Raw genomic sequence first — 604 nt, 5'->3', positions numbered from 1 at the left:
GGACGACCTTCTGGATCACTAGCTGAGCAAATCTCACCCTCAGGCTTATAGTAAGCGATAACGCGGCGACGCTTTTCGTTCTCGCTTGTGTATTTGATCTGACGACCATCAACGCGGATCTCATCGCCTGGGCTGACGCGATCGCCAATGGTCGCAGGGCCGTTATTGACCGTGACGCGCCCAGACTTAATGACCTCTTCCATCTGACGGCGTGAGCCAAGTCCCATACGGGCTAGTGCTTTTTGTAATTTTTCATCTTTCATAGTCATTCCTTGAGTCGGTTGGAGCTACATTTCTCAATGTAGTAGGGATAAAATTATCAGCGGCTATTTTACGCTATATACGCTGGCTATTCTACGCTAAATACGCAGCCTTAGCGTAAGAGAACAGCAAGTAGATAGTGGGACTAAAAATAGTTCATCTATTAATCACCAGTTAATAACAGTATGATATTAATTTGCTTATTCGAATATAATGATAAGCTAGTGTTAAAACTTACTTTTTTACTATCATTTAAAACAAGATTGAACGTTATTCGTTTAATAGCTAACCACTTATGTTATTATGGCTTTGTTTTTTGGAGCTAGTATGAGGGTCGATTTAG

Annotated in this window: 1 protein-coding gene; it reads right to left on the bottom strand. The window is 41.4% G+C overall.

Annotation, left to right across the window (positions count from 1 at the left end; genetic code table 11):
- The coding region (locus ACTXGO_RS15845) for a S4 domain-containing protein (RefSeq protein ID WP_443575196.1) at nucleotides 1-263 on the bottom strand (263 nt) is incomplete at its 3' end.
- Nucleotides 264-604 lie beyond the last annotated feature (341 nt).

The organism is Psychrobacter sp. T6-1 (assembly GCF_052258445.1).
Note: the sequence above shows the minus strand (reverse complement) of the source record. Positions and strands in the feature narration are given on the sequence as shown.